This window comes from Wolbachia endosymbiont of Protocalliphora sialia, from assembly GCF_053891855.1.
In genome coordinates, this window is the sequence record NZ_JAIUJX010000001.1 from 182,415 (window position 1) to 208,815 (window position 26,401).

Genomic DNA, 26,401 nt, shown 5'->3' on the forward strand with positions numbered 1-26,401 from the left:
TAAAGCAATCTCGATGTAAAAGTATCACACCTTATGGAGTCTTATAATATAAGGTAAATACAATTAAGACTATTACAACTTGAGCACTTATAATCCCATTGCTTTAGCTCTTTATTACAATCAGCACATTTCCAACCTGGATCAGGCACAGCTTCTGAGTCCATCCTGTTTAACCAATAAATTGCTTGATCATACTCTTGCAACATAATCTTGAGCTGTACCATAACAAGGTAGATTGATATGTAATTAGCTTTTTTCATAGCAATATCTAAATGCTGACTTGCAAGATCATATTTCCCCAAGCTAATTGAAGACAAAGCAAGCAAGCAATAACTAAAATAATAATCAGGGCGTAAGTTATATAGTCTTTCAGCGCCTTTATTATTTAACTTGATATACATTCTAGCTGATTGAGGAGTAGGATTTACTCTATACTCTTCCTCTAATACTGTGGAAGCTTTTTTGATTTTTTCAAGCTTGATATATAATTCTGCCTTTAAATAATTGATGGGCTGAAAAGTTGCATAATAACTTTGTGCTTTAGCTAAATAATCTATAGCTTTGTAAAAACTTCCTTTACTTTCGTATTGCTTTGCTAAAGCGCAATAAAAAACCGCTAACATCTTTTTACGATCAAAGGGAAGAAAAATATTGAATTTGATAGCTTCCTTTAACTTTGAAATTGCATTTATCCAATCTTCTTGCAATATACAATGCTCTATTTGAAAGGGAATAGACAAAATTTTATCATTAATTGAACTAGAGCAATATTCTATAAATTTTTGAAAGACTAACCTTTCTTGCTTTAGGTGAATAATCAGTTTATTGATCAGAAGTAGAGCTAAGTTGCGATTTTTACTTGCAATACTCGTTAAATTATGGCTGAAAAAGCTGTAATTTCCCGTTTTACCTGAATTAAAGAGCTTTACTAAAGATAATTTACCACTTTCTTCATTTAGATTTTTAATTAGCTTATTGGTGTTCTCTATATTACCTAAGTCTAAGCTAAAGAAAGCTTCAAAGAGAAGCAATTCTTCCCTACTTCTTCTTCTATTTTTTATGTTAGCAAATGTTGATGAAATAGAAGAACAAAAACGTGCAACTGCAATCAATAAAAATAATAAGACTACGCAAGCAAGAATAACGAAATATAGATCAATACTTATAGTGTAATTGCCTAATTCCAATTTTATTACTTCACCACTTACCTTGATCCATATGCCAAATAAAAACGAAAAAGCAAAAATTATAAAATAAATCATGAGATGTATTGTAATAAGTGACGATATATTATTGAAGTATTCTTGAAAGCTACAATAAAATCATTCAATTTATTAAGCCATGGTTTGAATTCTGGGTATGTTAAGTCACTTATTGCGGTGGCTATGCTCTGCCAATCATTATCGCTTATTAATTCTTCAATTTCCGCAAGCTTTAACCTGAGTGGATCACTACGATCATCTATCTTTATCCAATTTGAAATGATTTTTTTAAACAAGTTACTTTTATTGTAGTTAATAACAGTCATGTTCTTCTCAAAAGACAATTTCAACCCGCGTAAAGTATCTACCTCTTTCAAATTTTCCAATTCATTTACTGCATTTTCTATTTCTGGATCGTCAAGCTCTGATATCAAAGGCTTTATTGAATTTATATGATTATCAAACTTCACTTCTCGCAATAACGAATTCTTCATCTTAATCACAAGTAGCAGCAACTTTGCAAGGTTCTTGTGCCTTAAACTACCATCACCTTGCTCACATTGAGTGTGCAGATTTCTCTTTAAGTCAAATATCCTTTTTTCTACCCTAGATTGATTCACTTCAAGCAACGTTCTAAGTTCATCTATCTTTTCCGTTAAAACATTCATACTGCCTTCACTTTCTTGTTGGTTTATTTTAAAAAATATTATGTTATTTATTGCAATATAGCTAACAAACAACAATATAATTAAGGACCAACCTATGCATTTTTTCCAAGTATCATTCATAACGTAATATCTCCACAGGATCTTGCGCAGCTGCCTGCAATGCAGGAGGAATTGTCGCTAAAAATGATAAGAACAATGCAAGCGCAGAAATGTTCACTACATCTTGAGAGACTAATATCACTGGCAAACTTGAAAAAAAGTATATCATGGGATCAAACAGCTTGATGTTGGTAATGTTTTCTAAAAACACTCTAATATTTTCAATATTGAGAGAAAAAACAACCCCTATAATAGAGCCAAGACAAGTCCCTGTGAAACCAATGAGCAATCCACAAGCACAAAATATGCGCATAATACTTCCGCTTGTTGCACCAAACGTACGCATAATTGCAATTGCAGATTTCTTTTCTTGCACTATCATCATCAAACTTGAAACAATATTGAATGCTGCTACAACTATAATTAAAGTAAGAATTAAAAACATCACATTTCTTTCAGTCTTTAAAGCATTAACATAATGGCTTTGCTGAGATTGCCAACTTTCAGCTCTCATTCCTGTTTCTTTTGCTATAGCGTTTGCTAGCTTATTAGCCATAGCAATATCATCTACAAACACTTCTATACTTCTCACATTATCTTTATAATTAAAAAAAGCTTGAGCTGACTTTATGGGCATATACACCAAAGTATTATCATACTCAAACATACCCATATCAAATATTGCTACAACTTTATATTCTTTAATTTTTGGTATTTCACCAGACAATGCGTCAAATCCTTCAGGTGATATAAGCATAATGTTATCACCATAATCAATATTCAAAGCTTCTGCTAATCTTGCCCCTATTATGATACCTTCATCGAATTTTTCCACGTTACCCATAATTACATTATTCTTAACGGTAGTATTATTAAGTAAGTCTTTAGTTGACACACCACGGACTACGCTACCCACAATTCCACTATTTGCTGCAACGATCACTTGATCATTGGTCATAGAAGTAGCTTTTAATACACCTGGGATTTTCTCAATAGATTTTAACACTGCGTGGTAATCTGAATTTATGCTTCTATCAAAGTAAACATTAATATGACCATTAATGCCAAGTACAGAGTCGAGCAGCTTTGCTCTGAACCCATTCATTACAGACATTACTACTATTAGCGTTGCAACTCCAAGAGCAATACCAATAATAGAAAACAAGGCCATTATAGAGCAAAATCTAGAATTCTTTGCTCGCAAATAGCGAATAGCCATAGTAAATTCAAAGGCAATAGACATTATACTAAGATTTAAATATCATACTTTTTATGCTTCATATAACTGTAATTTTTCCTTTACCTCAAATTAGGTTGTCTAAATTTAGCAAGCTTATAGAATATATTCAATATTCTATATTAAGACCTTCCATATATATCGTCCAATCTTACTATATCATTATCAGATAAAAACTTTCCTACCTGAAACTCAACTATCTCAAGAGGAAATCTTGTACTTTTATTCTCAATTTTATGAAACACCTTCCTTGGAATCTCTACTACATGATTTTTTGTTATAGCATATGTTTTGTCATCTAAACTCACGCATCCAACCCCTGATAGTATTATATGGTACTCATCTCTATAGTGGTGAAATTGCTTAGAAGTGCAGCTCAGTGGATTTATAAAAAGGTATTTTATAAGAAAATCCTTGCCCATTAAAACTACACTATAAAATCCCCATGGCTTAATCTCTTTCCTTATTGGCTTTACTTCCTTAACTTTATTAATGAACAACATTAGGCTCTTACTTGGCCGTTTATAAACTCTACCTAGTAAATTTTTTGCATCATTTTCTGTCATCAAAACTGGCTCTCTTCCTTTGGTTACAGCTTGAAACGACTCAAAATTCTTATTAAATCTCTTACTTAACTCTAAAACTGAACCCCAAGTGCCAACATCCATCCAATCGAAATTGGCTTCTATCATTACAATATTTTCTGCTTTTTCTATCACTAGGTGATCAATAGATGTATCACCCATTCCTGCACAATTTTGCTGTTCTAAATACAGAAATCTCTCTCGTGATACAAAATGCTTCATACTTTCACAACATAAATTATAGAGAGTCGGAGCAATTTTTTTTATCTCATCTATATAGCGTTTTGCTCTAAACACAAATATTCCAGAGTTCCAATAATGATCGTTACTTACCTTACGCTCGGGTTTTTCTGTAAAATCTTTTACTATATGACATTTTTCTTTCTGACCATATACTGCATTTATATAGCCGTATTCCGAATTGAATTCATGAGGCTTTATCCCAAAAGTGACTATAGAGTCAGTTTCAGAGGCTAGCTTAGACGCTTTCTCAATAGAAACATAAAAACTATTCAAATCACCTATAAAATGGTCTGAAGGCAGAACTAAGATTGTCTCGTTCCTATCGCAGAGAAGCACAGCAATTAGTATTGCTGCCGCTGTCCCAATTTTAACTGGTTCAAAAACTACTTTACATTCCTGTAATGCATGTAATTCCTGCATCAATAATGACTCATATTGTATATTTGTGGTAATGATGGGTGGCATATAATCGCCTTTTAGCCTCAACAAAGTGTTGTGAAACATAGTATTCTGACTAAATATTTTCTGAAATTGCTTTGGCTTAGATAGAGGCCAAAGTCTGCTGCCACTACCACCACACAGTATTACAGGGCGCATTTAATTAAGATATTAATTATTTGATTAATATCTTATACTAACGGCAAAATGCATGCAAGTTTTTATTGTGAGATGATTAAAGTAAAAAGTAATTTAAAGTGATGGTTGACTACGAGCGTGATGGAGTCCCTACATTTCGTGATGAGTCTTGTCTTCTTTCTATCTCTCTATCAATATGAGGAGTGTTGCTTTTTTGATTAACGGCTGCAGCTACTTTTTCATCAGTTTTGTTTTGCAACTTTTCCTTTAAGCTTTCTCCAACACCTAGTTCTCTAGATTTATCTATACTTTCACTATTTTTGCTCAACCCCTTCTCTAAGTTTTTTTCAATATCTGATTTTCTAGTGTTAAGCTCTTTCCATGTACCCGCTATGCTAAGTGGCTTATGATCCTTCTGCTTCGGCTTTGGCCTTTCCCCATTTGTAACAACATTAAAGTCGCTTTTTACTTCTTTCCAACATTCTTTTAATTGGTGTTTCCACATAGTAAGATAAGCATCTCCATACTTTTTCTCATTTGCTACAAACAATAAAATTGGAGCCTTAAGTATGGTAGCTCCCATATTCACTAAATTTTTTACTGCCATTGCAGGGGTGAACAAAAGATAGCCAAAAGATTTTGCAACTCGATTTTTTCTAGCTATCAAATTCTCTCCTAATTTAATAGGAATAAAAGTCAGCATTCTAGCACAAATTTTAGCTAAACCCGCAGCAAAAACAATAGGAACAGATATAAGACTTTTATCTAGCTCTAGATTACCATCCTGATCTCTAATTTCTGAAAAATGGGTGCTTAGCTTCTTGTAATCACTAGCGTATAGTAATTTTCCATTTCTTCCTTTTTCATCTCTATCTTTCTCATCAACTTCTCCCGTATCATCATTGATGAAGCAACCTTTTTTAGCAAGAAAAGAAGAATTAGTTAATCTAAGTAACTTAGTATCAACCTCAAAGACCGGCAAGTGTTTTTCAAGATCTATTTTTGAAAACTTAAATGGCTTATAAAATTTACTATAATCATTAACCTCACGCCTACCTTTACTAACTAAAAAGTCAATAGTAAAGTAAGATTTTTTATCAATTTCCTTAACCAAGGCTAGATCAAATTTGTATTCATTATATATAAGCTGGTACTCTGGATTTCCGTCTTTATCTTTTACAAGCTTGTCATTTTTTTTTACAACTCTCCCAGAATCTACAATCTGATCATAATTTTTTGGATATTGACACTTTCGTCCATCCTCATATATCATTACCTTTCTAAGGTCTTTGACATAAACTTGAAATTCAGATGAAGCAAATAAACCTTTTGCTTTAAGCGTAAAATCTGCTACTCCTTTTTTTAACACTCTGAACATGTTGTCAAACCAAAATTGCTATAGTTCAATAATAAAATTAGTAAACTAATAATATATTAACACAGAACTAACAATTTTACAAGAAAATATGCCTATAAAAGAAAAAAGTCGTAAAAGCAAGGACTATATAAGTAATGCTTGATAAGTATTTTATGCATGTAATTGTAAAAATTCTTAGAGGTACGCTGTCTATATAATCTTCACACACCACCTGCATTCCAAGAACTGCATGCCAAAAAATGCAAAACACCAGTATAACAAAAAACAAAAGCTCTAGTGGATAATTAATAAATTTCTCACTAAAAGACAAAGAACTATCAGTATAAAATGTGCAAGAAAACGAATAGATAAACCAAGGAAACAGGAACAGTAAAATTACCGCAGAAACACGCTGGATCCACCAATGATGTACTGAATTTACAGATTGACTCATATACACATAAATAAAAAAGCCATAGTAGAAAGAAATAGCATTATTGTTACTAACATAGCACTTTTTGAAACACTAGCAATTTCTAAATTAAGCCCAGCATCCCACAGTAAATGACGAATACCATTAAGAAAATGATACATAAAGCTTATAAAGCATAAGATATAAGCTAATTTAGCAAGGGGAGTGAACAATAATACATTTAAGCACCTTACTACAACTAACTTAGGGGAGTAAACATATAATATAAAGTACCAAGAAAGTATGATTAATAAAAGGAATAGCAAGATACCAGTCAATCTATGCATAATAGAAAAAAAACTAGTAACTTGTACTTTATATATTTGCAAACATGGAGAAAGAGGCCTATTACTCATAAAGTTTCATTATCGAGAAATTAAAAAATAAAGTAGAAGTAAAGACAGCAGTATAGTACATAATGACACTATTATTTGAAATGGTGAATTACGTACAAAGCCTAAGGAGGTAATCCAGCTGCAGATTCCCCTACTGCTACCTTGTTACGACTTCACCCCAGTCACTGATCCCACTTTAAATAACTCCTTCCTTGCGGTTAGGCCATTAGCTTCGAGTGAAACCAATTCCCATGGCGTGACGGGCAGTGTGTACAAGACCCGAGAACGTATTCACCGTGGCATGCTGATCCACGATTACTAGCGATTCCAACTTCATGCACTCGAGTTGCAGAGTACAATCCGAACTGAGATGTCTTTTAGGGATTAGCTTAGGCTTGCGCACCTTGCAGCCCATTGTAGACACCATTGTAGCACGTGTGTAGCCCACTTCATAAAGGCCATGATGACTTGACATCATCCCCATCTTCCTCCAGCTTATCACTGGGAGTTTCCTTAAAGTGCTCAGCATTACCTGATGGCAACTAAGGATGAGGGTTGCGCTCGTTGCGGGACTTAACCCAACATCTCACGACACGAGCTGACGACAGCCATGCAACACCTGTGTAAAATCCGGCCGAACCGACCCTATCCCTTCGAATAGGTATGATTTCCATGTCAAGAAGTGGTAAGGTTTTTCGCGTTGCATCGAATTAAACCACATGCTCCACCGCTTGTGCGGGTCCCCGTCAATTCCTTTGAGTTTTAATCTTGCGACCGTAGTCCCCAGGCGGAATGTTTAACGCGTTAGCTGTAATACAGAAAGTAAACTTCCCATATTTAACATTCATCGTTTACAGCGTGGACTACCAGGGTATCTAATCCTGTTTGCTCCCCACGCCTTCGCGCCTCAGCGTCAGATTTGAACCAGATAGACGCCTTCGCCACTGGTGTTCCTCCTAATATTTACGAATTTTACCTCTACATCAGGAATTCCTCTATCCTCTTTCAATCTCTAGATTAATAGTTTTAAAAGCAATTCCAAGGTTAAGCCTCGGGATTTCACTTTTAACTTATTAATCAGCCTACGCGCCCTTTACGCCCAATAATTCCGAATAACGCTAGCCCTCTCCGTATTACCGCGGCTGCTGGCACGGAGTTAGCCAGGACTTCTTCTGTGAGTACCGTCATTATCTTCCTCACTAAAAGAGCTTTACAACCCAAAGGCCTTCTTCACTCATGCGACATGGCTGGATCAGGCTTTCGCCCATTGTCCAATATTCCCCACTGCTGCCTCCCGTAGAAGTCTGGACCGTATCTCAGTTCCAGTGTGGCTGATCATCCTCTCAGATCAGCTATAGATCATTGCCTTGGTAGGCTATTACTCCACCAACTAGCTAATCTAATATAGGCTCATCTAATAGCAATAAATTTTTCCCCCGTAGGGCGTATACGGTATTAGTTGCCGTTTCCAACAATTATTCCGTACTACTAGGTAGATTCCTATACATTACTCACCCGTCTGCCACTAAGTTATACCATAGCAAGCTATAATATAACTCCGTTCGACTTGCATGTGTTAGGCCTGCCGCCAGCGTTCATTCTGAGCCAGGATCAAACTCTCAAATTTAGACTTCAACCTATAAAAGGTTGAGGGTACATCAGATAAATCCGACAAAAAATAATTTAGCTTAATACTGCTGTCTTTATTTCTACTTTAGAAATATTTTAATCTCCAACTATTCAAACAACTTTGAGAATATTATTATGTGATATAATCACTATGTCAATATGTTTTTGCAAATCAAAAGCATTAATGTATAAATATATAACTATTTGGAATATTACCATGAAAAAATACATCTTTCTGCTTGCACTCGCACCAATGTTAGTTGGCATCACATTATACTTATTGCGCAACATTGATAACAAAAAACAATCTATAACTGCAGGTGACAAATTTTACGAAGTATTATTCTTAAAAAAAGATAGTAAGCCGCTGCTAGAAGAAATAGATTCAAACTGGGGATATTTAGCAAATTTTGAACACGCATTCAATCATATCTCAGATTCAATGCCAACAGACATAGCATCTATTATTTATAATGATTTGGCAGATGATAAAGATGCTCCTAATGTTTTGCGTGAGTTAGCACAATACTTAGAGGTAATGAGCTTACTTCACTCCAACGATGAAAAAATAAATAAAGATAAAATTGATAATTTAGAATCAAGTGCAGTGTACCCTTATTCAAGCCAAGAAGCTATCGCTGTAGTAAAGATACATAATAACGACATTAAAGGTGCAATTGAAATATTGCATTCATTATTAAATGATAGAGAATGTCCTACTCTAATCAAGGCCAATGCACAAGAATTACTTCTAGTATACGAAAACTAAAAACTTGCTTGCATAACAATTTGGCAGCGCATCCGATGAAATAAAGAGCTTTACTTGACAAGCCTCTCTATTTTATTATAGCACTAAAAGTAGTTATGACTCAAAATTTGTTTTTGACCTGCAGAATCAATCACAAAATCCAGTAAAAACTTAGGTGTTTATTGGTAGATTACGTAAAATTATAGCGGTTTTTTTAAATTTTTTCTATACTCAGCCAAGTCACGCTTGTTAGAACATTATTACAGCACCACTTACAGTAATATAGAGTCAAAACTTTACTACTCAGAGGTTCTTTTACCTTTTTTATTTAATAAGACTTCTCTATATTTATAGTTAATATATCAAAGAATAAACTTCACTAGTAGAATATCATTCTAGTATTAGAATGACAAAAAGAAAATAAAATCGCAATAGCTACGTATCAAGCACCGTCGTATTTTCTCTATGTTTTAGATTACTTTGTTCCCCCCTTTACCATTCAGCTATGCAGATAGTTACTACAAACCGCAAAGATGTTTAAAAGAAATCTAATTTTTATCAACTCATACATTTCATTACCAACTTCACAACAAGGTTCTGCAGTTGGATAAAAATAATCAAAAAAGAAATAATCCTTTAGTATTTCTTTGCTGCGTCCAGAATTATAGTAAGTATCAAGCCCTACTTTAAATATCAACAAAAGTATGTTTATACTTTTTCCAAATCACCCTCCCCCAAACTGGTCTGTGATGTTTGATAGGTATACATCTCGATCATTTAACCCTTTGCTCTTATATTTACCAAGCATACTTTTCATTTTATAGCTAACCAAACAACCTCAGTCACATTTGCAACAATCACATGCTTTACACCATATTCATTTAGAACCAAATGCATTACATATTTCACTAACCGCTTTATTTCAATACTTTTTCTGCTTTAAACCCTAGTTATGGATTAGAAAACAGATAAAAGTAGAATTAATAAAGAGGGAAATAGGGTAAACTCGAATATTTTAGCAATAATTAAGAGGTTACCCATGAAAAAAGATATTTTACTGTTTTATAGAAGATTTTTGTCGCATTGCTGATGAAAAATTTTCAGAAAAGCTCATATCAAGTAGCAAAAAACCAACAAGAATACCTGAAATTACTGTATCAGAAATACTTACTATAATCTTACTTTATCACCAATCGCCATGCAAAAATTTCAAGTTTTTTTTACTTGAATTATCTTAAATTATTGTACAATTCTGAGTTTTCAAAACTCCCGTCATATCATAGGTTTGTTGCTTTAAAATCGAGAGTTTTATGGTATTTAGCTTTGCTTTTGCAGTGGTTCTGCAAGCAAGCGAAAATTACTGAAATTTCCTATATTGATACAACTGCAATCGCTGTTTGCCACACAAAAAGGATTTCAAAAATAAAGCTTTCAAAGAGTTAGCAAATATAGGAAAGACTATCTATGGATGGTTTTTAGGTTTTAAATTACATCTGGTAATTAATGAAATAGGCGAAGTTCAAGCTATTACACTAACTAAAGGCAACGTTGATGACAGAAAACCTGTACCAAATTTGACTAAAAATTTGACAGGACTTTTGTTCGGAGATAAGGGCTATATAAAGAAAGAGCTCTTTGAGAAACTCTTCGACAGAGGCCTAAAACTTATCACTAAAGTGAAAAAAGGCATGAAAAACGCATTGATTTTACTAAAAGAGAAGATTTTATTGAGAAAAAGGTCGATTATTGAGACGGTTTTTGGTTGTTTGAAAAACAAATTTGAGCTTACGCCACAGATCGCCAATAAATTTTATGGTACATATTTTTCAACATTAATTTCATATTCCATTCAGTCAAAAAAGCCTTCTATTTCTAAGCTTTATTGCTTTAGTTAATCCATAACTGGGGTTTTAACATTGGTATAAGCAGTGGCACCCATAATATTATTTCTGTCGATTATAATGAAAAATGAATCTCCTTTACCTACGTCTGGATGATGTTTAATTACTGCGTTTAGCTGATTAACTAAACGAAATTTATTGAGGAAATAAGAAAAAATAGGGTTAAGAATTTCAGATGCTGTTGCATATAAAATCTCATAGTTATGACCTTGTTGTTCATAGTATCGATCAAAAAATGAGCATCTCCATGATGGCTTAAATTCTTCTAAACCTAAATACTTTGCTACATATTCAACAACAGCAAGGCCATTGCTAAAAATCCTCCTTAATAAAAAAGGGCATTAAGTTTTACGTTTCTTACAAAGGATAAGTTATTTAAAATTTCAATAATTGCACCATCATCAGATAAACTATCACCCAGAACACAAAAATTTTTACACTCTGAATTAGAGTTATTATTTTTATTTGCCATAACATTCAATATCTAATCATACTGCTCTATGAAACCTATAAAAAAAGAAAAATAGGGTAAAATTATAGAACTTTGGCTGAATTTTACCTATTTTTTGAGTAGCCCTTCTGCCTTAAAAGAAACCCCTAAGTTTTTTAGCACGGCTTGGATGTTTCAACTTACGTAGTGCTTTTGCCTCTATTTGCCTAATTCTCTCACGTGTAACATTAAAAATTTTTCCTACTTCTTCTAAGGTATGCTCCTTTCCATCTTTACCAAGGCCAAAGCGCATCCTTAGAATTCTTTCTTCTTTTGGTGTTAAAGTTGCAAGAACATTGGTCGTAATGCCACGCAAGTCGGCAAGTATTGCAGCATCCTCTGGTTTAGAAACTCGCTTATCTTCTATACAATCACCGAAGGTACTACTATCATCCTTTCCTGTTGGAGCTTCAAGACTTACCGGATCTCTTGCTATCTTCATAACTTTGCGTATTCTTTCTATCGGCATCTCCAATTCTATACCCAATTCCTCTAATGTAGGCTCTCTACCCATTCCATGAGTCATCTTTCTTAATGCTTTGTTGATTTTACTGATAATTTCCACCATATGTACTGGTATTCTAACTACTTTAGACTGTTCAGGTATTGCCCTAGTGATTGATTGTTTTACCCACCAAGTACCATAAGTCGAAAATTTATACCCACGTTTGTAATCAAACTTATCCACAGCTTTCATAAGACCAATATTACCTTCTTGTATCAAATCAAGCAGATCAAGGCCTCTTTTTGAATACTTTTTAGCAATTGAAACCACTAGCCTTAAATTAGCCTTTATCATCTCTTGCTTTGCTTCAGAGACTTCTCGTTCGTGTTTTTGTATTCTCTTGATTAGCTCCTTAAACTCTTGTACCTTATCTCCTTGTACATAACTCTTAATATTTCTTAAGGCACTAGCTATATATTCATAGTTGCCGTTTACAAACCTTAAGAATTTATTTTTTAATTCACCTGTAAAAAGGGATTGATTTTTATTCTTCTTTAGAAGATTGATTTCGCTCAATTCGTGCTCTAAAAACACAGCACAATAAATATTATAGAAACTTTCTCTATCAATATCGTACTTTCTAGCCTCAGTAATAAGATTAGCTTCTTCAAACGTGATTAGCCTATTTATTTCGTAAAGTTTTTGTGTAATTTTGGTAATAGCAGCATCACTAAACTGAATTTGTAATGCTACAGACCATATTTGATTATATAAATTTTCTAGCTCATTAGAGAAATCTTTAGAACTTTTTTTCAATACCAATGCTTCATTTGTTAAAGCAATGATCTCATCCAATGCCGTGATAACCTTTGGCAATAAATCACTTTCCATTTCAAGAACAGAAATATTTAAGTTAGCTGAACTTATGTCTTCACTCTCATTTCCCTTTTCATCATCATTAATACAATCTCCAGCATCTTCAGCTTCACTTTCTTCTTTGTCTACCATATTGAAATCAGAGTTATAAATTGCATCCAGATTTATAATTTCTCTCAGCAAAAAAGCTCCACCACTTAAATCATCACGCCATGTTTTGATCATGTTAAATGCCACTGATGTTTCAATTATTGCACGTAACATGTTATGCTTTTCAGATTCAATTTTTTTTGCTATCTTAATTTCATCTGCTCGTGACAAAAGCTTTACAGAGCTCATGTCTTGTAAATAAATCCTTACCGGATCATCATTTTGCACTAAAATTGTAGTAGTATTCAACGATGTCTCATCATCATCAAGCTTATTACCATCATCATTAGAAGGAGCTTCTTCCTCATCTTCACTACTTTCCAGTATGTTAATTCCAGAGTCTTGCAATAAAGCTATAGTATCATCTATAAAATCAGGTGAAAAATTTTCATCTGACAACTTATCATTTATATCATCAAAAGTGATAACACCACCCTTTCTCATACTTTTAGCTACAAGATCTTTGATGATTTTTTTCCTATCTTCCGTATCATTAATAGCTGACATCATTACCTTTACAGTTTATAATTTATTTCTTAATTATCAAATAAACTTACAATTAGCAAGCTTATAGTTTTATTCTTAATTTATAGTTACTTCCTACTTCATATAGTTCAAGATACTGTCAATTTATTCATACTCTTCTTAATCAACTACTCTCTCCATTCTTACTGCTATGGACAATCCAACTGAAAATGTTGCAATTCCAACCACTATAGCAGTAAGCATTAAGACGTGAGGTATAGGATTGGCATATAAGTGAAAATTTGAAGTCAATATAGGAGGTAAAGAACTTTTTATATATCCCAAAGATATGTAAAATAACAAAACAGATGCTTGTAAGACACTTAATCCCATCATTTTTTTGATTAAGTTTTTATCATTTACAATGATATACAAACCTAGCACCATTAATATAGTAATGCTTACATAATTATATAGAGTCATTATTTTTTCTTACGAGCAAAATTTATATATATGATTAACATGGAAGAAGAGACGGTAAGTAATACACCCAGCTCCACTAAGAAAATACCCAATTTTTGACCTGTCCTACTGTCAGTTGACAATATACTATAGGATAAAAAATTTTGGTCAAACAAAACTGTTACAATACCCGTTCCTCCATAGATTAAAATACCTAGCACGTTAGTAAATTTGATCGTAGAGTAAGGTATTGCTTGTAAAGTTGTAGATATACCAAATAACATTGAATATAATATTATCCCAGAAGCAACAATTATTCCTGCCTGAAAACCTCCACCTGGAGTGTAGTCACCGTGAAACTGTATGTATAAACCAAATAAAATGATAAAAGGTATCATCAAAAATGTTACTACACTTAACACCGGATCTTTAATCACTTTCTTTCTCTTCTTTTAATATTAACATTATACAAAGTGCGGCAGTAAAAACTACTATAGTTTCTCCAAATGTGTCATATCCACGAAAGCTTGCTAAAATAGCTGTCACTATATTAGGAATACCAATAGCCTTTTCAGTATTTTCTACATAATAAGGAGCAATGTGCAAGTGGATTGGAGCATCATGACTGCCAAAATCTGGCAATTGAATCATAAAATATGATAAACATGCAGTCAAAGATAACATAAAAAAAAGTGTGGCGGGGCTATGAGATAAATTTGCTTTGTGATTCTTTACCAAAGAGAGTGCTGCAAACGTAAAGACTGTGCTCAATCCTGCACCAACAGAAGCTTCAGTAATTGCAACATCTGGCGCATTCATAATCAAGTACATAAGTGCAATAAGTGCACTAAATACACACATTAGAACAGCACTTACAACCAAATGTTTCGAAAGAACTATAAAAACTGTAACCGTGAGTAACAGTAAAAGTAATATTAGATTCAGTATTTCCAGCATCTTAACCTTCTTTAATAGTCTTTACTTTTATAATGAGTACGCGCTAAAATATAACTGTTAGTTGAATTGGCTATCCATATTATAAAAATCAATAATATAATTTTAATAGTATTGATTGAAAGTTCATTTTGCCAAGCAAAACCCATCAACAACAACATTGCGCCACTAGAATCTGCAATACCTGCAGCATGTAGCCTAGTATAGAAATTAGGAAATACTATTACTCCTACGCTTGAAATGACTATTAAACAAATACCTAAAAATATGAGAATGGATGCTACCATAAATTATCAAAACAACATTAATCTCATTAGTGCTATAGTTGATATAAAGCTGATGCTAGCATATAGTAATGCTATATCAATTAAAAAAAAATCATTCAGAATAATCGATATTGCTGTTATGAGTAAAACTACTTGTGTTGATAAATTATTGAATGCTAAAACCTTATTGTACACATCACTTGACCTAAATACTATACAACATAACATTACACTCATACAGAATAAAAGGGCATAGATAGCAATACTAATCATTTATAAGCTATTATAACCTCTGCAGATTTCTAAATCGGTACTTCTTCATCATTATCTTGATCATCTATTTCATCATCTTGGCTTTTTTGACTTATATCCAGATTTGTGTTAAATTGATGATCAGAAAAATTTAACAAACTTGCTAGCTTACTTGAACTACTACTATAAGCATTATTTGTGTTTCCTTTCATGTACTCCTTGCACCTTTTCACCAAAAGGTTAAACAACTCATGAGTATTCACCTTCTTTTCTGCTATTTCATATAAAGAAACTATGGTATCCTTATGACCTTTAAACTTAACCATTTCAACGGGATCGCTTGCCCCTGTACTCAAATCATGTGTTCTTTGACTCGCTAGCAGAACCAATTTAAAACGATTGTGTACCTGCTCTACACACTTTTCTATAATAGACTCAACCATAAAATACTACCTTGATAAGCTTTATACTATATCACAAAAAATAAGATGTCAACTTCGCATCTATTGAGATCCAATTCTACATTCTACTTTTTCTTCTTTAGCTTTTACTGATTGATTTTCTGTTATTGTAATTATTATTTCATGATCAAGCTTTTTCAAAAAACCTAACAGTCTCTCTAAAGAAAAACCACTTGTCTTACCACTTTTAATTTGTGACACCTTTGGTTGATCAATACCAAGTTTCTCAGCCGCACAAGCTTGAGTCCAAGTATTTTTTCCTATAATTTTACTTATTATGCCAAGCAATTTTTTTTTTATTGCTTCACTATCCAGATTATTTAATGATATTATTTCCATAATTTTTACTCCCACATACTAACTAGCTATATTAAATATTAAACATAATACTTAATATATCAATATATTAATACTATATAATTTGTCAATAACTATAATGATATACTGATACTCAAAATTTTAAATTGACTATAATTTTTATCAAAATACTAGTAATTTCAAACTATTATTTTGTAAAAAACTTACTATTAAAGAGAATAAGTTGAAATTGCAAAGTTTAAAATACAGAAATAATCATTTTACAAACTCGTTTTAGAGACTGTACATGATCTCAAGAAAGGAATAAAGCAGGAGATAGAGTATGTAAATTATGAAAACAGAGCAAGATGAGTAGGAAAAAAACTGAGTAGAGTTCTGTAGAAAGAAACAAAATCAAGAAGATTTAGGATGTATTTTACATAGTGTTACAGGTCCTAAAAAGTGGCTTCAGTGAATCAACAATGTTTTCAAAATGGCAAGATTATTTTAATAAATGAAGTAAAAAACATAACGGAAGTAAAGAAAGTGTTTTGAAACATATATAAAAAAGTAGTTGCAAAGAAACAAATAAAAGGATGTAACTGTAGAGATCTTTGCCGTATTGTCAAAAGGTAAGTCTCTAATACTCTTATAGAAAAGTGTAGACAATTGTGATAAGCAAAATTCAATACTAGCTTACAAATCGTCTTCTTGCTTCCACCGCTTTGCTTCTAAAAAGATTATGAATAGACCCTTAATATCCGAAATTTATACCTCTATATTTTAATATAGGGATTCATTTCAATTTTTAAAGTTTCTATTTAATGAGAATGCTATATCATATTCGTAATTTAATTTAAATATCTGTTGCTTCTGAAATACTATTTGGTTAGTAAATAAAATCATGTCTAATACAGAAAAAATGAAAAAGGATGTTGCTGTAATTATGGGAAGCGAGTCGGATTATGGCACTATGGTGCATGCTATTAACCTATTAAAAGAATTGGAAATTTCACATGATGTATTTATAATATCCGCACATAGAACGCCAGAGAGACTCTTTAATTTTACTAAGTCTGCTCAAGAAAAAGGCTTTAAGGTTATTATAGCTGGTGCAGGAGGAGCGGCTCATTTACCTGGTATGGTTGCATCGCTCACTTATTTACCTGTTATCGGTATTCCTGTGCATAGCAAACAATTAAATGGGCTAGATAGTCTATTATCTATAGTGCAGATGCCAAAAGGTGTTCCAGTTTCAACAATGTCTATAGGAGAGAGTGGAGCATGCAATGCCGCTATTACTGCTGCATCTATATTGTCGATTTCTAATAGTGAAATTGCAGATAGATTAAAAAAATGGAGAGAGGAGCAAACTCAAGCAGTAAAAGAAAAACCAACATTATAATGGCAATAGTTCTTTTAGATACAAAAACCATAAATCGTATAGCAGCAGGAGAGGTAATAGAAAGGCCTGCAAGTGTGGTAAAGGAATTAGTGGAAAATGCAATAGATGCCAGAAGCTCAGAGATAGAAATTAAGATAGAAAGTGGTGGGCGTAACCTCATTACTGTAATCGATGATGGTAGCGGAGTAAAAAAGGATGATTTAGAACTTGCGTTTATGCGCCATGCTACTTCAAAATTGAGTGACAGTGAGTTGATAGAGATCAAGCATCTTGGCTTTAGAGGAGAAGCTTTGCCTTCAATTGCAGCAGTAAGCAGAATAAAATTATCATCTAAGGCAAGCAAAGCAGATCAAGCATGGTCTATAAGGTATGAGGGAGGAGAAAAAATAGGAGAGCTTGTTCCTTATCCTTTATCGATAGGAACATATATTGAAGTACGAGATTTATTTTTTGCCACACCAAATAGACTAAAATTTCTCAAAACCGAAAGGGCAGAAACACAAAGCATTGTTGATATTGTAAACAACTTAGCAATGATCAATTATGGAATTGAGTTTACTCTTATCTCCGATAATAAGAAACTTCTTAAGTATGCTAAGCAGACCTCATTATTTAGCAGGCTATGCGAAGTAGAAAAAGAATTTCATGAAAACTCTTTGCAAATTAGTGAAGAAGAAGATGGCATTAGACTTACAGGATACATCTGTAAACCTACTCTCAATCGTAGCAATTCAACTCAGATCTATACATTTGTTAATGGTAGACCAATTAAAGATAATCTACTTATTGGTGCAATTCGTTATGCGTATCACGACCTTATTCCAAGCAATAGATATCCTTTTGCAGCGCTGCACTTAGAGATACCGTATGATCAAGTTGATGTAAATGTGCATCCAAATAAATCAGAGGTAAGGTTTCAGAACAAGAGGCTAATATATGAAATAGTGAGAAGAGGGCTAATAAAAGTGCTATCAAAGAGAATAGATCTTGCAGAAACTGTATTGGCCCAGAATGGAACAACAACGAATCATCTATCATCAGATCCTTTTAGTAGGTCTAGTCTTAAAAATGAATTTTATGGAAGAAGGTCGGATCCTTTTGAAAACCAGTTAATGAGAGAATTTACTTCTCCAAATATAGAGACAAAAAGCTTATCAGAACATTCAAAATCGTTTGATTATACTGGTATGCAAAAATCTCCTCCACGAGCAGAAACTACAATTTTGGAAAGGAAACAAACCGATCTAATAAGGGACTATCCACTTGGGTTTGCACACTGTCAAATCTACAATACTTATATTATTGCCGAGGTAAGAGACAAACTAATTATAGTAGATCAGCATGCAGCCCATGAAAGACTAGTATACGAGTGCTTAAAGGAGAAATCAAGTATAAAAAGACAAAAACTTCTTTTGCCTGAAATGGTTGAAATCAAAAGTCAAGCCGGTATGGAAATGATAGAAGTTTATAAGGATAAGCTTTTCGAAATGGGCTTTGATATCGAAATTAAATCAGAAAATGCGATCATAGTAAAAGAAATACCTGCAATCTTAGGGTCAATAGATGTGAAGAAAATGCTAATTGATATAGTGGATAGATTAATAGAAATAGAAGATACTCTACCTATAGAGGATAAAATAAATAAAATACTAGCTACAATTGCTTGTCATGGATCAATTAGAGCAGGTAGAAAGATGAAATTGGAGGAGATGAATGAATTATTGAGGCAAATGGAAAAGACACCTTATTCTGGACAATGTAATCACGGAAGACCAACCTATATAGAAATGAAATTAAGCGATATTGAAAAGTTATTTGAGCGAAGGTGAGAAGTTATCACAAATATGTATAGATTATACAACCCTAGTTTCGTCATCTCAAAACTCAGATACACAATTGTTTGAACATTGCAATTTGCAGGTAATTTGCATAGTAGATAATGTCATTCCATCACTTGACAATGATTTATTACGCAGCTACTTGATTAAAATTAAGTTTCCTAAATCCCAGGCATTGTCTTTTATGTTAATAATTAATATACAACTAAAAATACTTATCAAAAACGACAATAAAGAGTTTAAAAAAAGCCAGAAAATTCTATAGAATCAACCGTACTATATAGAGAAAAGAAAGTGTATGATAATATTCTTCGTTTCAATTTGCAAACAAAATAGTTTTGCATTTTTCGATAAGATTAAGTAATATCAGCGTATTAGTTATACAATTAATAATTTTTATGGATGAGCGTAATCCTTGGAATCTTGGAAAGAAACCGTCAGGTCCAAGTAATGAAGATATTTTAAGTAAAGCTGTGTCTGATATAAGATGCTTTTTTAATGGCTTAACCAGAAATAGAGGGAAAAAACCTTATTTCATCATTTTCATTGTTTTGTTGTTTTATTTTTGTACTGGTTTCTATATTGTCCATCCGAGTGAGGAAGGTATAGAACTTACTTTTGGCAAATATTCCAATACAGAAACATCTGGTTTGCGTTATCACTTTCCCTACCCTATTGGTAAGGTTTTTAAAGTGAATGTTAAAGAAGTAAATCGTGAAGAAATTGGTATAAGCAGCTCTTATGGGCGAGATACAGATCGTGGTGAAGGAGTGATGCTTACCGGAGATGAGAATATAGTCAACGTTAACTTTGAGGTCCAGTGGCGAGTTAGAGATGCCAAAGATTATTTATTCAAAGTGCGGGATTATAAACCTGGTTTCAGCGTTAAAAATGCTGCTGAAAGTGCTATGAGAGAAATAATAGGTAAAAATACGATCTCTTTTGCACTCGAAGGTCAAGGTAGGGCTGAAATCTCCAGAGATACTAGAATTTTATTGCAACAGATTCTTGATGGATATCAAATGGGTATAGAAATTTTATCTGTTCAAATGAAAAAAATTGACCCACCAGAAAAAGTGATTAGCTCATTTAGGGATGTACAAAGTGCTCGTGCAGATAAGGAGCGTACTATAAACGAAGCATATGCTTACAGTAATGATATTATACCTCGTGCAAAAGGTGAGGCAATAAAGATAAAGTTAGATGCAGAAGCATATGAGAACGAAATAATAAATGAAGCGAAAGGTAATGCAAATCGCTTTTTATCTCTTTATGAAGAATATAGACAAAATCCTTCTCTTGTTAAGAATCGTATTTATCTTGAAACTATGGAAAATATTTTCAGCAAGGTAGATAAGTTTGTTATAACAGACGATCTGAAAGGTATGTTCTCTTATTTACCTCTTACAAATTTAGGGAAATAGTCATGAGTAGTAATATTAAAATTGTTTTTGCTTTTATATTTGTTGTATTATTGATTGCCTTATCTAATTCAATCTTCGTTGTTCAAGAAACAAAACAAGCGATAGTTATACAACTTGGTAAAGTCGTAAAAGATGTTAGGGACAGTGGTTTATATTTTAAGCTACCATTTATAAATAACGTAGAATTTCTTGATAAGAGAATTTTAGATCTAAGTCCTGATAAAACTCCAAGGGAAGTGATAACTGCAGATCAAAAGCGTATTATAGTAGATGCTTATGCAAAATATAAAATAATAGATCCTATCACTTTTTATCAAACTGTGAAAAATGAATCAGGGCTAGTTAGAAGATTATATCCTGTCATAGAAGCTCACATAAGGGAGAATATAGGAAGATTTTCATTAATTAGTTTATTGAATGAAAAGAGATCAGAAGTTATGCAATTAATTCAACGTGGAGTTTATTCTGAAGCTGGAAAATTTGGCATAGAAATAATAGATGTAAGAATTAAGAGAGCAGATCTACCAGAAGAAAATAGTTCTGCAATATTTCTCCGCATGCAAACTGAAAGGGAAAAGGAAGCAAAAGAAATTAGAGCAGAAGGAGAACAAGCTGGACAAGAAATTAGATCAAAAGCTGATAAATTAAAAAGGGGAATTGTCTCTAGTGCAGTAAAAGAATCACATGAAATAAGAGGCCGTGGTTATGCTGAAGCAACTAGAATCTATAATGAGGCATTTAAGGCTGATGAAGAGTTCTTTAACTTTTATCGCTCTATGAAAGCTTACAATAAATCATTTGCTGAGGGTAATACTAAATTTGTGCTTTCACCAAATAATAATTTCTTAGATATTTTGAACAAGGGATGGAAATAGTTTATGAAAAGTAAAGCATTTATTTTATCTATATTTGCATATTTTTTAATTTCATTTTCTTCATATGCTAATCTGTTTGCAAAAACAGTTGCAGATCCTGTATGTAGTTGTAATAAAGGGCTTGCTGACATAGTGGAAGAACTTATTCCCGCAGTTGTAAATATTTCAAGTGAGCAAATAGTTAAGCAAGAAAATAACAGTAGAACTAAAATTCCCTTTACGCCAAGAAATAATTTCTTTGATGACTTTAGAGAATTTTTCGAGCATTTTGATCAATTTTTTGATAGAGCTCCTAGCATTAATAGAGAAGTGACGTTACTTGGGTCTGGATTTATTATAGATAAAAGTGGAACCATAGTAACCAACTATCACGTTATTAAAAATGCCCAAGATATTACAGTTACTATGAACGATAATACTTATTTCAAAGCAGAAGTTTTAGGCTATGATGCAAAAACTGATCTTGCTGTGCTTAAGATTAATTCTGATAAAGATCTTCCTTTTGTTGAATTTGGTAATTCTGATAAAGCAAGAGTTGGTGATACAGTTATTGCAATAGGCAACCCTTTTGGTTTGGGTGGCTCTGTAAGTACAGGAATTGTGTCTGCAAGATCTAGAGACATTAGTATTGGTACTATGAATGAATTTATTCAAACTGATGCTGCAATTAATAGAGGTAACTCAGGGGGACCACTATTTCATCTAAATGGAAAAGTTATAGGCATTAATACTGCTATTTATTCCCCATCTGAGTCTGTCGGTAACGTGGGTATAGGCTTTGCTATACCATCTAATCTAGCTATTTCAATTATTGACACATTAAAAAGTGGTAAAAAAATAAAACATGGTTGGCTTGGCGTGCAAGTTCAGCCTATAACAAAAGAATTTGCTGAATCCTTGGGTTTAAAAGATATCAAAGGTGCATTAGTTGCAAGTGTAGTAAAGGGCAGTCCTGCAGAGAAAGGAGGAATCAAAGTAGGTGATATACTATTAGAGTTTGACGGCAAAAAAATTGATAGAATGACGCAATTACCTCATATGGTTTCACGAACTGAGCCCGGAAAGAAAGTACAGGTTAAGTTACTTAGAAAAGGTAAAGAAGTCAATATCAAGGTTGCAATCGAGGAATCTACAAATGATGATTCAGGTAATAATCAAGAAGAAAATAAATCAACATCTAGTTATATAAGTGGTTTAACCGTTTCAAATTTGCCAAAAGAACTAAAAAATAATGCATCCACAAAGGGTGTAGTAGTTACTAGTGTAGATAGTAGTAGTAATTCTACACTACGTGTTATTAAGAAAGGTGATATAATTATTCAACTAGATGGAATCGATATTGAAAATACTTGATTTTCAAAAACAAATTGATTCAGCAGTAAAGAAAGACGGCAAAGATTCAGTAATGTTGCTTATTTACCGCAACGGCAATCAATTTTTTACCTCAATCAAATTGAAGAAGTAGCTATTTATCTAGCTGGTCATGAAAAAATTGCTTGACAAATTTAACTAGCTTCTTTATCCTGAGGATAGGGGTGTTTCTATAGATTAATAGAATTTATTCCTATACTGAAAACGTTTCCAGCAAGGTTGTGGAAGAACTGGAACGACATCATCTATCAGATGAAAGAGCTATAGTAGTAAGAAATTGGATAATATAAAGCATTTTTGTGCTCAGTTGTCAAAAAATAACTTTCTTTCACAAATTAGTTTATAAGTAAATTAGTATAAAGCATAATCATATTTACTTATCATCATTATTAATCAATAATTAATACCCATAAATTAACTATATCTAATCGCAAAGGGAGGTGGAGATGCGTTTTAAACTAGAAAAAGAAGATATTCCACAAAACGATTGTAATAATAGAACTGGTCGTAGGATACCTGCACAAATAAGATTAAATAACAAAACAACATTTAGCCTGCCTAGTGTATCTTACATTATCATCGACAACAATATTGGCCTGAGTTTTCAAATTTGGGATTTGAAGCATGACGTGGCAAGTATACTAAACAACTTATCTGAATGGCCACAATTAAAGCTAGAAAGGGTAGGAAATGATTACAAATTCGCTTTAGTTACTACCTCTGATCAACCTTATTATTATTACTATGATGGCAAAAATACTATCATAGCTACTATTGATCGTATACCTCATGGTTACACAAATGGTTTACATGTTAAGGCATATAATCGTGAAAGCTGTAGTATTTATTATGAACTGCTAGAAAACAGGAAGGTTTTAATAGATCCAAAAGACATAATTAGTAGCGAAAATGTCAGTCTTATTTTGGAAGATCTTAAAAGTTCACCTGATAAAAGACTCAAAATAAAAATAGGAGACTATTTGTTTAAAGAATCAAGAAATATGTACAAAGGATATAGGAGCGCTCAGGTATATAATTTAACTGGTGGAAAAGTTGGCATATTGAATGATGTCCTTTCAGCATTTACTCGTATAAGCAATACATTCGAGTTATTCCCTTTTCATGAAATGGAGAGCTTGAAAGCACAAGATACCTATTTCGCAGTAAAAAAGTTAGGCAATAGTTATGTTGGTTGCATATCGTATGAAAATAGCACATGCAAAAATTTTTATAATTTTAACCCTAATTCTTTTGGGTATGAGCACGACAATAGACCAGGTCCATATCCTTATTATTATAACTTAGAAAATTTTGATAACTTTTTGGAGGTTGATGTGAATATTCAAGAACATATAAATTTAGAAACAGAAATTGAACTTTTAAAACGCAGAATAGACAGATTAGAACGTACTGGTGTACAAGGTCCTAAAGGTGAGCCAGGTGAAAGGGGACAAAAAGGTGATAGAGGCTTCGATGGAGCGCCTGGTCCTCAAGGTAACAAGGGGGATACTGGATCGTCAGGTGCGCATGGATCAAAAGGTGATCAAGGACCTAAAGGAGAAAAAGGAAATCAAGGCACTAATGGAATAACTCCAAGTATTAATCAAGTTGTTACCGAATTTTCTTCTAACAGAGCCCATCTATATCCTTTAGCAGCAGCTATAATGGAAGAAGATAAGCGTAATTCCATGGGATTTTCAGAAAGAATAGCACATTTTTTTGGTGAGCGTGTAAAGCGAGAAGATTCTTTAAAAGCGTTAGTTAAAGGCGTACAAGGTCCTCCAGGCCAAAAGGGCGAACCAGGTCGTAACGGTGAACGGGGGTTAAAGGGCGAACAAGGTTCCAAAGGTAATAAGGGTGACCGAGGTTTTCCTGGTCCAGAAGGTTCTAAAGGAGATACTGGCTCTAAAGGTGAGAAGGGAGATGCCTCAAGTGCTATAGAAATTGCAACTGAATTAGTTACCAGTAAAAAAGCTGAGCTAGGAGAAGCAGTTCTTAACGCAAATGGTATCAAAGGTGAAAATCTTGCAACTCAGATTGCCGGTAAAATTAATCTTAATTCGCAGGAACTTGTGAATAAAATTGATGTAGCAAAACTTACTGAAGGAGTAGTAAGTAAACTTTCTTTAGAGGAAGCAAAAAACATTATAAAAGATACTGTGAGTAAGATAACAAGCGATGCCACAAAGAAAAATAATCCCGATCCTATAGCCTTCCAAAAATATGAAAAATTTGCAGAAAAGCTTGCTAAACTACTTGTTGATAGAAGCAGTATGAGCGAGATAGAAGCTCACAATCTTATAAAAGGTAAGGTGAGCAATTGGGCACTTGCTAAGTATCTTCTGCTTCATAGTGATTTAAATAAGCAGGCAAAGGCTCTAGAAATCGTGAAGCAAGAAATAGACAAGGAAAAATTAGTTGAGTATTTGCTTGAGTATGCCAAATTAAAAGGCGATGTGAATGCAGCAAAAACAATAGTTGAAAATATTGTTCATCAGTTCTTTGACACTCAAAAAGTAGGTGAATTAGGAAGAGCAGTACTAGAAGCAAAAGATGATCAAGATAAAAAAGTGCTGGTAAATGATCCAGTCTTACGTGAAGGAATAGCAGAAGAGTTGAGACAAAATCCAGGAAAGATAAAAGGTCCCAAAGGAGATACTGGTTCTAAAGGTGATAAAGGAGATACCGGAACAGATGGATTGCCAGGTGCACAAGGTCCTAAGGGAGAGCCAGGCATAAAAGGTGAGCCAGGTATAAATGGAACAAAGGGAGATATAGGTCCTAAAGGATTAGATGGAGCCATAGGGATAAAAGGTGATATGGGTGAGAAAGGAGAGATAGGTTCTAAAGGTGACAAAGGAGATACTGGGTCTAAAGGTGATAAAGGTAGAGATGCAAGTCCTGAAGAAGTTGCACAAAAATTAATTAATAATGGCACTATTGCTAATCAGGTGCTTGAATATCGTGACCAAGGCGGAGATTTAGTATTAGAGAAGCAAGTTGCAGGAAGAATTATTAGTAATCAAGATATTCAAACAGGAATAGCCATTGCATTAGCTGATAACAGAATGGAAGAGCTAGCAGATGTGTTACTAAGTGATGCTAATCATACATTAGTAGAAAACCTTGCAAATAATACCGAGCTAACACAAAGCATTGCAGAAGAACTAAGGAAAAATCCAGGAGAAGTCCAAGGTCCAAAGGGAGAAAAAGGAGATATTGGTCCTAAAGGATTAGACGGAGCCATGGGAATAAAAGGTGATATGGGTGAAAAAGGAGAGATCGGAGCTCCAGGTGCAAATGGATTGCAAGGTCCAGA

23 protein-coding genes, 1 rRNA gene and 1 pseudogene are annotated in these 26,401 nt (G+C 33.3%); 8 read left to right on the forward strand and 17 right to left on the reverse strand.

Features of this window, described 5'->3' with window-relative positions:
* Window positions 1-41: 41 nt before the first annotated feature.
* From LB100_RS00700 to LB100_RS00735, 8 genes are all read right to left on the reverse strand, one after another.
* The gene (locus LB100_RS00700; protein ID WP_264719650.1) at window positions 42-1,262 is read right to left on the reverse strand and encodes a tetratricopeptide repeat protein; all 1,221 of its coding nucleotides are present in this window, start codon (window positions 1,260-1,262) and stop codon (window positions 42-44) included.
* A complete protein-coding gene (locus LB100_RS00705; RefSeq protein ID WP_264719651.1) occupies window positions 1,259-1,990 on the reverse strand; it encodes a hypothetical protein in 732 nt (243 codons plus the stop codon). Before LB100_RS00705 ends, LB100_RS00700 begins: the two co-directional genes overlap by 4 nt.
* Window positions 1,983-3,212, reverse strand: a complete 1,230-nt coding sequence (locus LB100_RS00710; protein ID WP_264719652.1) for a lipoprotein-releasing ABC transporter permease subunit — start codon at window positions 3,210-3,212, stop codon at window positions 1,983-1,985. The genes LB100_RS00705 and LB100_RS00710 overlap by 8 nt, the downstream gene beginning before the upstream one ends.
* A gap of 116 nt (window positions 3,213-3,328) precedes the next feature.
* Window positions 3,329-4,630, reverse strand: a complete 1,302-nt coding sequence (locus LB100_RS00715) for a sugar phosphate nucleotidyltransferase (RefSeq protein ID WP_456200998.1) — start codon at window positions 4,628-4,630, stop codon at window positions 3,329-3,331.
* A 109-nt stretch (window positions 4,631-4,739) separates the two neighbouring features.
* Window positions 4,740-5,987, reverse strand: a complete 1,248-nt coding sequence (locus LB100_RS00720) for a hypothetical protein (protein ID WP_456200999.1) — start codon at window positions 5,985-5,987, stop codon at window positions 4,740-4,742.
* A gap of 76 nt (window positions 5,988-6,063) precedes the next feature.
* Window positions 6,064-6,420, reverse strand: a complete 357-nt coding sequence (sdhD, locus tag LB100_RS00725; protein WP_264336815.1) for a succinate dehydrogenase, hydrophobic membrane anchor protein — start codon at window positions 6,418-6,420, stop codon at window positions 6,064-6,066.
* Window positions 6,417-6,794, reverse strand: coding sequence for a succinate dehydrogenase, cytochrome b556 subunit (gene sdhC / locus LB100_RS00730; RefSeq protein ID WP_264719656.1), 378 nt, complete (start codon window positions 6,792-6,794; stop codon window positions 6,417-6,419). Before sdhC ends, sdhD begins: the two co-directional genes overlap by 4 nt.
* Before the next feature lie 102 nt (window positions 6,795-6,896).
* A 16S ribosomal RNA gene (locus LB100_RS00735) occupies window positions 6,897-8,400 on the reverse strand.
* A gap of 153 nt (window positions 8,401-8,553) precedes the next feature.
* On the opposite strand from LB100_RS00735, the gene LB100_RS00740 reads away from it, so the two are divergent.
* Both LB100_RS00740 and LB100_RS00745 read left to right on the forward strand, forming a co-directional pair.
* Window positions 8,554-9,171 carry a hypothetical protein gene (locus tag LB100_RS00740; protein WP_264336813.1) on the forward strand — a complete coding sequence of 206 codons (618 nt, stop codon included), beginning with the start codon at window positions 8,554-8,556 and terminating at the stop codon, window positions 9,169-9,171.
* 1,376 nt (window positions 9,172-10,547) lie between these two features.
* Window positions 10,548-11,045 carry an IS982 family transposase gene (locus LB100_RS00745; RefSeq protein WP_405197028.1) on the forward strand — a complete coding sequence of 166 codons (498 nt, stop codon included), beginning with the start codon at window positions 10,548-10,550 and terminating at the stop codon, window positions 11,043-11,045.
* Between the two features lie 331 nt (window positions 11,046-11,376).
* On the opposite strand, the gene LB100_RS00750 is transcribed toward LB100_RS00745, so the two are convergent.
* The 9 genes from LB100_RS00750 to LB100_RS00790 form a co-directional block, all read right to left on the reverse strand.
* Window positions 11,377-11,523, reverse strand: a complete 147-nt coding sequence (locus LB100_RS00750; RefSeq protein WP_006015692.1) for a hypothetical protein — start codon at window positions 11,521-11,523, stop codon at window positions 11,377-11,379.
* Window positions 11,524-11,635: 112 nt separating this feature from the next.
* Window positions 11,636-13,519, reverse strand: a complete 1,884-nt coding sequence (rpoD, locus tag LB100_RS00755; RefSeq protein WP_456201046.1) for an RNA polymerase sigma factor RpoD — start codon at window positions 13,517-13,519, stop codon at window positions 11,636-11,638.
* A gap of 138 nt (window positions 13,520-13,657) precedes the next feature.
* A complete protein-coding gene (locus LB100_RS00760; RefSeq protein ID WP_456201002.1) occupies window positions 13,658-13,960 on the reverse strand; it encodes a cation:proton antiporter subunit C in 303 nt (100 codons plus the stop codon).
* Entirely contained in the window at window positions 13,960-14,376 is a 417-nt protein-coding gene (locus LB100_RS00765) for a Na(+)/H(+) antiporter subunit B (protein WP_264336551.1), read from the reverse strand. The genes LB100_RS00760 and LB100_RS00765 overlap by 1 nt, the downstream gene beginning before the upstream one ends.
* Window positions 14,369-14,896 (reverse strand): DUF4040 domain-containing protein, encoded by a 528-nt coding sequence (locus LB100_RS00770; RefSeq protein WP_264719657.1) that lies wholly within the window; start codon window positions 14,894-14,896, stop codon window positions 14,369-14,371. Before LB100_RS00770 ends, LB100_RS00765 begins: the two co-directional genes overlap by 8 nt.
* Before the next feature lie 11 nt (window positions 14,897-14,907).
* Window positions 14,908-15,180 carry a monovalent cation/H(+) antiporter subunit G gene (locus LB100_RS00775; protein WP_006015677.1) on the reverse strand — a complete coding sequence of 91 codons (273 nt, stop codon included), beginning with the start codon at window positions 15,178-15,180 and terminating at the stop codon, window positions 14,908-14,910.
* Window positions 15,181-15,186: 6 nt separating this feature from the next.
* The gene (locus tag LB100_RS00780) at window positions 15,187-15,432 is read right to left on the reverse strand and encodes a monovalent cation/H+ antiporter complex subunit F (RefSeq protein ID WP_143689209.1); all 246 of its coding nucleotides are present in this window, start codon (window positions 15,430-15,432) and stop codon (window positions 15,187-15,189) included.
* A gap of 29 nt (window positions 15,433-15,461) precedes the next feature.
* Window positions 15,462-15,854: a DNA-directed RNA polymerase subunit omega gene (gene rpoZ / locus LB100_RS00785; protein WP_456201005.1), complete on the reverse strand. Its 393-nt coding sequence runs from the start codon at window positions 15,852-15,854 to the stop codon at window positions 15,462-15,464.
* A gap of 60 nt (window positions 15,855-15,914) precedes the next feature.
* Window positions 15,915-16,211 carry a helix-turn-helix domain-containing protein gene (locus LB100_RS00790; RefSeq protein WP_264336548.1) on the reverse strand — a complete coding sequence of 99 codons (297 nt, stop codon included), beginning with the start codon at window positions 16,209-16,211 and terminating at the stop codon, window positions 15,915-15,917.
* Between the two features lie 862 nt (window positions 16,212-17,073).
* On the opposite strand from LB100_RS00790, the gene purE reads away from it, so the two are divergent.
* From purE to LB100_RS00820, 6 genes and pseudogenes are all read left to right on the forward strand, one after another.
* Complete coding sequence (purE, locus tag LB100_RS00795) at window positions 17,074-17,574, forward strand: 5-(carboxyamino)imidazole ribonucleotide mutase (protein WP_143689212.1); 501 nt, start codon at window positions 17,074-17,076, stop codon at window positions 17,572-17,574.
* Window positions 17,574-19,403 (forward strand): DNA mismatch repair endonuclease MutL, encoded by a 1,830-nt coding sequence (gene mutL, locus LB100_RS00800; protein WP_456201008.1) that lies wholly within the window; start codon window positions 17,574-17,576, stop codon window positions 19,401-19,403. Before purE ends, mutL begins: the two co-directional genes overlap by 1 nt.
* A 407-nt stretch (window positions 19,404-19,810) precedes the next feature.
* Complete coding sequence (hflK, locus tag LB100_RS00805) at window positions 19,811-20,836, forward strand: FtsH protease activity modulator HflK (RefSeq protein WP_264336547.1); 1,026 nt, start codon at window positions 19,811-19,813, stop codon at window positions 20,834-20,836.
* A 2-nt stretch (window positions 20,837-20,838) separates the two neighbouring features.
* Window positions 20,839-21,711: a protease modulator HflC gene (gene hflC / locus LB100_RS00810; RefSeq protein ID WP_456201010.1), complete on the forward strand. Its 873-nt coding sequence runs from the start codon at window positions 20,839-20,841 to the stop codon at window positions 21,709-21,711.
* A gap of 3 nt (window positions 21,712-21,714) precedes the next feature.
* A pseudogene (locus LB100_RS00815) lies at window positions 21,715-23,176 on the forward strand (DegQ family serine endoprotease).
* A 352-nt stretch (window positions 23,177-23,528) separates the two neighbouring features.
* The coding region (locus LB100_RS00820) for a collagen-like protein (RefSeq protein WP_456201012.1) at window positions 23,529-26,401 on the forward strand (2,873 nt) is incomplete at its 3' end.

Excerpts from the sequence above, each read along its gene's own strand:
- LB100_RS00700 (WP_264719650.1), bottom strand. The coding sequence starts at position 1,262 with ATGATTTATTTTATAATTTTTGCTTTTTCGTTTTTATTTGGCATATGG.
- LB100_RS00705 (WP_264719651.1), bottom strand. The coding sequence starts at position 1,990 with ATGAATGATACTTGGAAAAAATGCATAGGTTGGTCCTTAATTATATTG.
- LB100_RS00710 (WP_264719652.1), bottom strand. The coding sequence starts at position 3,212 with ATGTCTATTGCCTTTGAATTTACTATGGCTATTCGCTATTTGCGAGCA.
- LB100_RS00715 (WP_456200998.1), bottom strand. The coding sequence starts at position 4,630 with ATGCGCCCTGTAATACTGTGTGGTGGTAGTGGCAGCAGACTTTGGCCT.
- LB100_RS00720 (WP_456200999.1), bottom strand. The coding sequence starts at position 5,987 with ATGTTCAGAGTGTTAAAAAAAGGAGTAGCAGATTTTACGCTTAAAGCA.
- sdhD (WP_264336815.1), bottom strand. The coding sequence starts at position 6,420 with ATGAGTCAATCTGTAAATTCAGTACATCATTGGTGGATCCAGCGTGTT.
- sdhC (WP_264719656.1), bottom strand. The coding sequence starts at position 6,794 with ATGAGTAATAGGCCTCTTTCTCCATGTTTGCAAATATATAAAGTACAA.
- LB100_RS00740 (WP_264336813.1), top strand. The coding sequence starts at position 8,554 with ATGTCAATATGTTTTTGCAAATCAAAAGCATTAATGTATAAATATATA.
- LB100_RS00750 (WP_006015692.1), bottom strand. The coding sequence starts at position 11,523 with ATGGCAAATAAAAATAATAACTCTAATTCAGAGTGTAAAAATTTTTGT.
- rpoD (WP_456201046.1), bottom strand. The coding sequence starts at position 13,519 with ATGTCAGCTATTAATGATACGGAAGATAGGAAAAAAATCATCAAAGAT.
- LB100_RS00760 (WP_456201002.1), bottom strand. The coding sequence starts at position 13,960 with ATGACTCTATATAATTATGTAAGCATTACTATATTAATGGTGCTAGGT.
- LB100_RS00770 (WP_264719657.1), bottom strand. The coding sequence starts at position 14,896 with ATGCTGGAAATACTGAATCTAATATTACTTTTACTGTTACTCACGGTT.
- LB100_RS00775 (WP_006015677.1), bottom strand. The coding sequence starts at position 15,180 with ATGGTAGCATCCATTCTCATATTTTTAGGTATTTGTTTAATAGTCATT.
- LB100_RS00780 (WP_143689209.1), bottom strand. The coding sequence starts at position 15,432 with ATGATTAGTATTGCTATCTATGCCCTTTTATTCTGTATGAGTGTAATG.
- rpoZ (WP_456201005.1), bottom strand. The coding sequence starts at position 15,854 with ATGGTTGAGTCTATTATAGAAAAGTGTGTAGAGCAGGTACACAATCGT.
- LB100_RS00790 (WP_264336548.1), bottom strand. The coding sequence starts at position 16,211 with ATGGAAATAATATCATTAAATAATCTGGATAGTGAAGCAATAAAAAAA.
- purE (WP_143689212.1), top strand. The coding sequence starts at position 17,074 with ATGTCTAATACAGAAAAAATGAAAAAGGATGTTGCTGTAATTATGGGA.
- mutL (WP_456201008.1), top strand. The coding sequence starts at position 17,574 with ATGGCAATAGTTCTTTTAGATACAAAAACCATAAATCGTATAGCAGCA.
- hflK (WP_264336547.1), top strand. The coding sequence starts at position 19,811 with ATGGATGAGCGTAATCCTTGGAATCTTGGAAAGAAACCGTCAGGTCCA.
- hflC (WP_456201010.1), top strand. The coding sequence starts at position 20,839 with ATGAGTAGTAATATTAAAATTGTTTTTGCTTTTATATTTGTTGTATTA.